Annotated in this window: 7 protein-coding genes; 5 read left to right on the top strand and 2 right to left on the bottom strand. The window is 43.0% G+C overall.

Annotated features, from left to right (window positions below; all coding sequences use genetic code 11):
* Positions 1-208: 208 nt before the first annotated feature.
* Both ACERC8_RS09275 and ACERC8_RS09270 read right to left on the bottom strand, forming a co-directional pair.
* Positions 209-457 carry a hypothetical protein gene (locus ACERC8_RS09275; RefSeq protein WP_373659603.1) on the bottom strand — a complete coding sequence of 83 codons (249 nt, stop codon included), beginning with the start codon at positions 455-457 and terminating at the stop codon, positions 209-211.
* A gap of 179 nt (positions 458-636) precedes the next feature.
* Positions 637-1,875, bottom strand: a complete 1,239-nt coding sequence (locus ACERC8_RS09270) for a serine hydrolase (RefSeq protein ID WP_373659601.1) — start codon at positions 1,873-1,875, stop codon at positions 637-639.
* Between the two features lie 279 nt (positions 1,876-2,154).
* On the opposite strand from ACERC8_RS09270, the gene ACERC8_RS09265 reads away from it, so the two are divergent.
* The 5 genes from ACERC8_RS09265 (at position 2,155) to ACERC8_RS09245 (ending at position 8,628) form a co-directional block, all read left to right on the top strand.
* A complete protein-coding gene (locus tag ACERC8_RS09265) occupies positions 2,155-4,131 on the top strand; it encodes a peptide ABC transporter substrate-binding protein (protein WP_373659600.1) in 1,977 nt (658 codons plus the stop codon).
* 71 nt (positions 4,132-4,202) lie between these two features.
* Entirely contained in the window at positions 4,203-5,705 is a 1,503-nt protein-coding gene (locus ACERC8_RS09260; protein ID WP_373659599.1) for an ABC transporter permease, read from the top strand.
* A complete protein-coding gene (oppC, locus tag ACERC8_RS09255; protein ID WP_373659598.1) occupies positions 5,705-6,631 on the top strand; it encodes an oligopeptide ABC transporter permease OppC in 927 nt (308 codons plus the stop codon). The genes ACERC8_RS09260 and oppC overlap by 1 nt, the downstream gene beginning before the upstream one ends.
* 8 nt (positions 6,632-6,639) lie before the next feature.
* Positions 6,640-7,698, top strand: coding sequence for an ABC transporter ATP-binding protein (locus ACERC8_RS09250; protein ID WP_373659597.1), 1,059 nt, complete (start codon positions 6,640-6,642; stop codon positions 7,696-7,698).
* 3 nt (positions 7,699-7,701) lie between these two features.
* Positions 7,702-8,628 (top strand): ATP-binding cassette domain-containing protein, encoded by a 927-nt coding sequence (locus ACERC8_RS09245; RefSeq protein WP_373659596.1) that lies wholly within the window; start codon positions 7,702-7,704, stop codon positions 8,626-8,628.
* Positions 8,629-8,951 lie beyond the last annotated feature (323 nt).

Genomic DNA, 8,951 nt, shown 5'->3' with positions numbered 1-8,951 from the left:
CAATTTGTTGCTTAAAGTCATCACTAAATTGACGACGGATTTTTCTAGACATAGAGTTCTCCTGTTTTCTTTAGTGTTTGACAACCTAATGCTAGTCGACTTTAGAGGGTGTTCTGTGGTATCAATGTCTTGACGGGTGAAAAAAATCGCCTATATCAACTGCTTGAGAATTGACAAGGTAGCCTTCAAAAATCCGATAGGGTTCATCCTAACTGTTGATGTCAACTGCAAGCATGATGATCTCTATTGAACCAGCCTCTTTTTCCAGTTCAAGGTGTTTCCAAAAAACAGAGACAGCTCCTTTCTCGAGTTTGGTAGGAAATGATGCAAGGTAGGTTTTACCTTCAAACCAAGGGTAGCTAGAATAAATTTCAACGGTTACTTGCTGGTCATTTTGGAAAAGATCAAAGGTATAATGGGTCGAAGCTGGAGGTTTTAATGGAGTGTTTTGCATCAAAAGGATGGAGTCTCTTAACAGTCCTAGTAATTGTTGCTGTGTTCAAAATAGAAATCACTATGATAGGTATGACTAGAGCGAGGAAAACTCTTTTCTCAAGATACTTGCTTCCATGGATTGTAGTACTGGCATTAAAGATTGGACGAACGGTTGAGGACTATAGAGGGTAATATGGCGGATTAGAGGTTATCGATGATATATCGGACAAAGTGATTCCAGATAATCTTTAGAAGGTTAGTCCTTGAGACCTCACTTTCAGCGATGAGGGGCATACTTGGTAAGTCTGCAAGATACCCTTTTCCAACTAGTTTTTTATCATCAAAGACCACTTGTCCGACCACTTGTCTCTCTTTGATGGGGGCGTAGTTTGTTTTATCGGGAAAGACAGCCTTTAACTGAACGTTGTCAACAGTGTCTGGAGTTGTGACGACATAAAAATCATCTTGCGTAACGGCAGAAACCTTATCCACGACACCGTCTAAGACAGGTGCAAGCGTGTCTTTATAGCTAGTGCTGGCTGGCAAAACCTTTTGCAAATGGAACTGCTCAGCAATTTGATTCAAAAAATCATGAGCAACCAGGAAGCGCTTATCGCTATCCTCACGACCACCATCAACGTCCAAAAAGATGCTCAGAACCTGCATGCGGTTTTCGTAGGAGAGACTAATCAGACCAGACCCTGCGTCTGTCGATGTTCCTGTTATTAGACCGTAAGTGTCAAGGCGAGCATAAGGCATATTTTCCAGCAGGTAGTTGTAAGTCGGAATCGGTTCGCCGCCAAAATTACCCTGAGTGGCTTCAGATAGTTCTAAGACCTCTGGGAAATCATTGATGAGACGATAGCTGATGATGGCTAGATCTCGAGCAGACAGCTGATTTTCAGCGTCTTCGGGACTGTTTTCTAAACGGTAGTCTCCCAGATAACGGTTGTTTACCCCTGAGGCATTGACCAATGAGTGTTTCTTAATGCCCCAGTTATCCAAGAGGCGTCGCATTTCCTCAACAGCTTCTTGCTCACTGCCTGCGATATGCTCAGCCAGAGCAACAGAGGCAGAGCTTGAGGCAGAGATGAGGCTAGCTTTGGTAAGATCTTTCACGCTGTACTGCGGATGGGCAAAGGTGACATTTGGGATATCTGGCTCTTGGGTTAATTGCAGAGCATAGTCACTGATGGTCACCCTATCGTCCCAGTTGATTCGCTTTGCCTTAACGGCATCATAAACGAGGTAGAGAGTTAACAAGCGACTAAGATTACCGACAGGGACTTTTTGATCAGCGTTCTTTTCGTAGAGGATTTTTCCTGTGCGAACCTCAACTGCCATTCCAGCCTTTGCTGGAAGTTCAATGGTTGAGGCAAAGGCTAGGGGCGGTATGACTAGGCTAACGAGTAGAGCTAAACCAACCAAATATTTTTTCATTGCGCAGGCTCCTTGTGTGCGATGTTTTCTCTATTATAACACATCTCGAAGAAATAAGAATTCGGTAGGTATATCTTCTATACCGCACAAAACCATGTGACATTACCTGACATAAAAGGTGCTAAAACTGCCAAAAAATCGGAAAAAAGTTAAAAAAAGCTCAAAAGAAATGCGAAATTTTCAGAATAATCACTTGCATTAAGATTTTTTTATGGTATAATGTAGAACATAAACCCAAAACTTGGCTGTTTATAAAAAGAAAAAATTGAGGTAAATCCTATGAAGAAAAGCAGAATTCTTGCCCTTGGTGGTGTGACTTTGTTATCTGCGGCTGTTTTGGCAGCTTGTGGTAATGGTTCATCAAGTAGCTCATCAGCTCCAACAACCTATACTTACGCTTATACTAGTGACCCTGAGTCATTGAACTATCTTTTGGTAAACAAGAGCACAACTGGTGATATTATCGGTAACGTTGTAGACGGTCTCTTGGAAAACGATGAGTACGGTAACTTTGTGCCATCACTTGCAGAAGACTGGACAGTCTCTCAAGATGGATTGACCTATACTTACACCCTTCGTGATGATGCTAAGTGGTTTACCGTTGAAGGTGAAGAGTATGCTAATGTAACTGCTGAAGACTTTGTCACTGGTTTGAAATATGCTGCTGATCATTCAGGTGACGCAGAAGCTCTCTACCTTGTTCAAAACTCTATCGCAGGATTGGATGCCTACGTTAAAGGTGAAACAAAAGACTTCTCAACTGTTGGCATCAAAGCCATTGATGAGAAAACTGTTCAATACACTTTGACACAGCCAGAGCCTTACTGGAACTCTAAATTGACCACGGGTATTCTCTTCCCAGTTAATGCAGAATTCTTGGAAAGTAAAGGCGACGACTTCGGTTCAGCTGATCCAAGCAGCATCCTCTACAGCGGACCATACTTGATTTCTGCAATGACAGCTAAGTCATCACTTGAGTACACGAAAAACCCTAACTATTGGGATGCTGATAAAGTAGCTATCGAAAACATCAAGTTGACTTACACTGATGGTTCAGATATATCAACCTTTATTGATCAATTTGAAAAAGGTGTCTTCACAGCTTCTACTATTTTGCCAAATGCTTCTAACTACTCTTCAGTAAAAGAAAAGTTTGCAGACAACATTATCTACGGCCAGCAAAATGGTACTGTCTTCTACGGAGCCATCAACGTTAACCGTACCAGCTACAAGCACACTGCAAAAACAACTGACGCAGAGAAAGAATCTACCAAGAAAGCTCTCTTGAACAAAGACTTCCGTCAAGCTCTTAACTTTGCAATCAGCCGTGCCAACTACCACGCTCAAGCAGCTGGTGAAGATGCCAAAACTAAAGGTATCCGTAACATGTTGACTGCCCCAACTTTTGTAAACGTTGGTGAGCAAACCTACGGTGATGTCTTCACAGAAAAAATGGCAGCTATTGGTTCAGAGTGGAAAGACATTGACTTCTCCGACGCTCAAGACGGTCTTTATAACCCAGAAAAAGCAAAAGCTGAGTTTGACAAAGCTAAGAAAGAATTGGAAGCTCAAGGGGTAACTTTCCCAATCCGTATCGATATCCCTGCTCTTCAAACATCTGATTTGATGATGAGCCGTGTTGGATCTATCAAAGAGTCAATCGAGTCAGCGCTTGGTGCTGAGAATGTCCAAATCGACATCTTGCCAATGGACGAAGATCCGTTGTATGCAGCAACCTACCATGCAGAAAATGCCTCACAAGAAGACTATGATATCTCAACTGTATCTGGTTGGGGCCCTGACTTCCAAGACCCATCTACTTACCTTGATATCTTTAACCCAGCAAGCGGAGATACCCTCAAGATTATCGGTATTGATGCTGGCTCAAACCCAGAAATCGTGAAAACACTAGGTCTTGAGAAATTGAACCAACAGTTGACTGATGCGGCAAAAGAAACATCTGATGTGGCAGTGCGTTACAGCAAATATGCAGAAGCAGAAGCTACCCTTGCTGATGCCTCAGTGCTCTTGCCGATTATCTCAGCTGGTGGTCGTCCTTCTGTGACTAAAGCTGTACCTTATACTAGTTCATTCTCATGGACAGGTATCAAAGGTTCAGTATCATACAAATACCTGAAATTGCAAGAGAATGCAGTGACAGTAAAAGAATACGAAGCGGCTCGTGAGAAATGGTTGAAAGAGAAAGCAGAATCAAATGCGAAAGCTCAAGAAGACCTCGCGAAACACGTTAAATAAGAAGAAACTTTAACCCTAAAGAACTTCCGCTAATCACCTAGAGGAAGTTCTTTTGGGATTTGGAGGATAGCATGAAGAAATATATTTTCAGTCGATTATTGAGATCTTTGGTCTCCTTATTTGCCATCACCACATTGACTTATGTGTTGATTTTCACGATGGTGCCTAGGACAAAGATTTTTAATAATGACCCAAACTACACCAAAATGGCTGCCCAGCCTGATAAAAAGGTCAACTATGAAAATGGTGTTTACGAGAGAATGGGTTACATCAACTATTGGACATCAAAAGAGTTGTTGGACAAAGCAAACGATTTTGATCCATCAGTCACTGGTGAAGTGAATGACACCAATAAAAAAATTTATGAGGATTACATTGCTTCTCTTGGCAATGGCTGGACTCTTCACCAGTTTCCAGAGAGCGGGGCATTTTATGCCACACGTGAAATCTCCATGTTTTCACGTGTCCTCAACTTCTTCACCAATTTAATCGAAATTGATCATCCATGGCGTATTAAAGATGCCAAAAATCCTGATTTAGAACGTTATTTGCGTTTTGAAAATGACCCATCAGCTGGTTTTGCCTTGGTTGGTTCAGGAACTAAGCACAAGTATCTGTTGTATTTTAATGGACAGTTCCCGTTTATTCATCAGAATTTTGTCAACTTAAACCTTGGTGTATCTTATCCAACCTTCAGCAAGGTTCCTGTTCTTCAAATTATTACTCAAACCCAAGGGAAAAAGCTCTTAAAAGAGGTGACTTTCCCAAATGGGACGAAGCGATCTAGCTCCATTGACATCTATAGCCGGACTTATCAGACACCAAGTAGTGTAGATAGGAAAACGGCTGCTCTATTTGGTGAGGGTGATGCCTACACCAAAACTCAAAACTTGCAGACTGACCCATCAATGATTGCCAACTCTGCGCTCATTGGGATATTTGGCGTGATGATTTCTTACCTGATTGCATTACCCTTAGGTTATTTCATGGCTCAGCACTCTGGGAAGTTGTTTGACTCGATTTCATCTGGGACATTGACCTTCCTCATTGCTATCCCATCTATTGCATTCATCTACGTTTTCCGTTTCTTGGGTTCTTTGACAGGTCTTCCTGATTTGTTCCCAACTTATGGGGCACAAGATATTCGTTCTTATATCTTACCTGCTTTGGTTCTAGGTTTCTTGGGCTCGCTCAGTCTAGGGTTATGGACACGTCGTTATCTGGTTGACCAAAAACTGAGCGATTACGTTCGTTTTGCGCGTGCTAAAGGTCTCAATGAGAAAGAAATCATGACACGACACATTTTCAAAAATGCGATGGTTCCGATTGTTGCGGGTATTCCAGGTGCTATTTTGGGTGTTATCGTGGGTGCAACCTTTACGGAAACCGTATTTGCTTTCCCTGGTATGGGTAAAATGCTCATTGATGCCATCAAAGCAAACAATATCAACATGGTTGTTGGGTTGAACTTTATCTTCTCAGCCCTGTCCATTTTAGCTGTATTTTTGGGTGACTTACTCATGACAGTTCTTGACCCACGTATCAAATTATCAACTAAAGGAGGAGGCAAATAATGTCAACGATTAATCAATCAAAATTTCAATTTGTTCAGCGTGATGATTTTGCCTCTGAGGTTATTGATACGCCGAGCTATTCCTACTGGCAGTCTGTTTTCCGTCAATTTTGGAAAAAACGCTCTAGTATTGTGATGGTGAGCATTTTAACACTCATCCTTCTCATCAGTTTCTTATACCCTTTGTTTTCAGATTATGATTACAATGATGTCAGCAAAATCAATGATTTCTCCAGACGTTTTATCTGGCCTAATGGCGAGTTCTGGTTCGGTACGGATAAAAATGGTCACTCGCTCTTTGATGCTGTTTGGTTTGGTGCAAGAAATTCCATCCTCATTTCAATCATTGCAACGACGATTAACCTCGTTATTGGTGTTATTGTTGGTGGTATTTGGGGTGTGTCAAAAGGTTTTGACCGTGTGATGATTGAAATCTACAACGTTATTTCAAACATCCCAAGCTTCTTGATTGTCATTGTCTTGAGTTATGCGCTGGGAACAGGTTTCTGGAACCTTATCTTTGCCATGACCATGACTGGTTGGATGGGCGTGGCCTACAGTATCCGTGTGCAAGTGATGCGCTACCGTGATTTGGAATACAACTTAGCCAGTCAAACGCTTGGAACGCCGACTGTCAAGATGGTTATCAAAAACATCTTGCCACAGTTAATCTCAGTGATTGTGACCCAGTTGTCGCAAATGTTGCCGGGTTATATTTCTTATGAAGCTTTCTTGTCAGCTTTCCAAATTGGACTTCCAATCACAGTACCAAGTTTAGGACGCTTGATTTCAAACTACTCAGTTAACGTCACCACAAACTGGTATTTATTCTGGATTCCTCTGACTATTTTGGTGTTAGTGTCTATTTCACTCTACCTGAGCGGTCAGAACCTTGCAGATGCTAGTGACCCACGTTCACATAGATAGGAGTTTATATGACAGAACAAAAAAATGTAATATTAACTGCCAAAGATGTGGTGGTGGAATTTGATGTCCGTGACCGCGTGTTGACGGCCATTCGCGGCGTGTCTGTCGATGTGACAGAAGGTGAGGTGTTGGCACTTGTTGGTGAATCTGGCTCTGGAAAATCTGTACTCACGCGAGTGTTCACCGGTATGTTAGAGTCAAACGGTCGAGTGGCTAGCGGTAGCGTGATGTACCGTGGTCAAGAGTTAACTGAACTGAAGACCAATGACGATTGGCAGGCTATCCGTGGTGCAAAAATTGCAACCATTTTCCAAGACCCGATGACCAGCCTTAACCCGATTTTGACGATTGGTAAGCAAATCACAGAAGTGATTATCAAGCACCAAGGGGTTTCGCCAACCGAAGCTAAGGCTATGGCTATTGACTACATGGTCAAGGTTGGTATCCCTGATCCTGGACGTCGCTTTGATGAGTACCCATTCCAGTATTCTGGAGGAATGCGTCAGCGGATCGTTATTGCTATTGCCTTGGCTTGTAAACCAGATATTCTTATCTGTGATGAGCCGACAACGGCGCTTGATGTGACCATTCAAGCTCAGATTATTGCTCTTCTGAAAACCTTGCAACGTGAGTATAACTTTACCACCATCTTTATCACCCATGACCTTGGTGTGGTGGCGTCGATTGCTGACAAGGTAGCGGTGATGTATGCTGGGGAAATCATCGAGTTTGGTACGGTTGAGGAGATTTTCTATGATCCACGTCACCCGTACACTTGGAGCTTATTGTCTAGCTTGCCACAGCTGGGTGCTGCTGGCGAAGAGTTGTTCTCTATTCCGGGAACACCGCCGTCTCTTTATGCGCAATTGAAAGGTGATGCCTTTGCTCTTCGCTCTGCCTATGCGATGCAGATTGATTTTGAAGAGCACCCACCGGCTTTCCAAGTCACGGATACTCATTGGGCTAAGACATGGCTCTTGCATCCAGATGCACCTAAGGTTGAGAAACCAGCCATTATTCAAAACTTGCATGACAAAATCAGCGCCAAACTGGCTGGAAAGGGGTAGGAAATGACTGAAAAATTAGTTGAAATCAAAGACTTAGAAATTTCCTTTGGCGAGGGCAAAAAGAAATTTGTTGCCGTTAAGAACGCCAACTTCTTTATCAACAAAGGTGAAACCTTCTCTCTTGTTGGCGAATCTGGTTCAGGCAAGACAACTATTGGTCGAGCCATTATTGGCTTAAATGATACCAGCAAGGGCGACATTGTATTCAACGGGGATAAGATTAACGGGAAATTGCCTGCGGATAAGCGTCGTGAGGTCATTCGTAAAATTCAGATGATCTTCCAAGACCCTGCGGCTAGTCTTAACGACCGTGCGACTGTCGATTACATCATTTCTGAAGGTCTTTACAACTTTAACCTCTTCGAAAATGAAGAGGATCGCAAGAACAAAGTGCGTGAGATGATTACGGCAGTTGGTCTCTTGCCTGAGCATTTAACTCGCTATCCTCATGAGTTCTCAGGTGGACAACGCCAGCGGATTGGTATCGCACGCGCCTTGGTCATGCACCCTGAGTTGGTTATCGCTGATGAGCCGATTTCAGCCCTTGATGTGTCTGTCCGTGCTCAGGTGCTTAACCTCCTCAAGAAGTTGCAAAACGAGCTCGGTTTGACCTATCTCTTTGTTGCCCATGACCTGTCTGTGGTGCGCTTTATATCAGACCGTATCGCGGTTATCCACAAAGGGGTTATCGTTGAGGTGGCGGAGACAGAAGAGCTGTTCAATAACCCAATCCATCCCTACACTCAGTCACTCTTGTCTGCTGTGCCGATTCCAGATCCAATCTTGGAACGCCAGAAGGAGTTGATTGTCTACGATCCAGATATGCATGACTATTCGGTTGATAAGCCTGAAATGGTAGAAATTAAGCCAGGTCACTATGTCTGGGGGAACAAGGCAGAGATTGCAGATTATCGCCGCAAGCACCTCTGATTTTTAAATAACCTAAAATAAAAAAACCACCCGAAGGATAGAGGACATCTATCAAATCGGGTGGTTTTTTCTGTGGCATTAACAGACGAGGGCACAACTAGGGTTGGCATGATGTCATGCTGCTGCCTCTAGTTTTATGGGAAGGGGTTCAAGGTGCTTCAGACTGGACTTAGAAAACGCATCGTGTCAGATATTTGCTTGCCTGACATGATGCGTTTTGATGGTTTTGAAGGAATTACCCCGCTCTTTTGTGGCTCTATAATTTCTGTAGTGGGTAAATCCACCATGGAGATTATAGAGCCTTTTGAGTGTAGAAAAAAAGT

This window comes from Streptococcus sp. E29BA, from assembly GCF_041807805.1.
GTDB classification, from domain to species: Bacteria; Bacillota; Bacilli; order Lactobacillales; family Streptococcaceae; genus Streptococcus; species Streptococcus entericus.
This window is presented reverse-complemented; position numbering and strand designations above follow the sequence as displayed.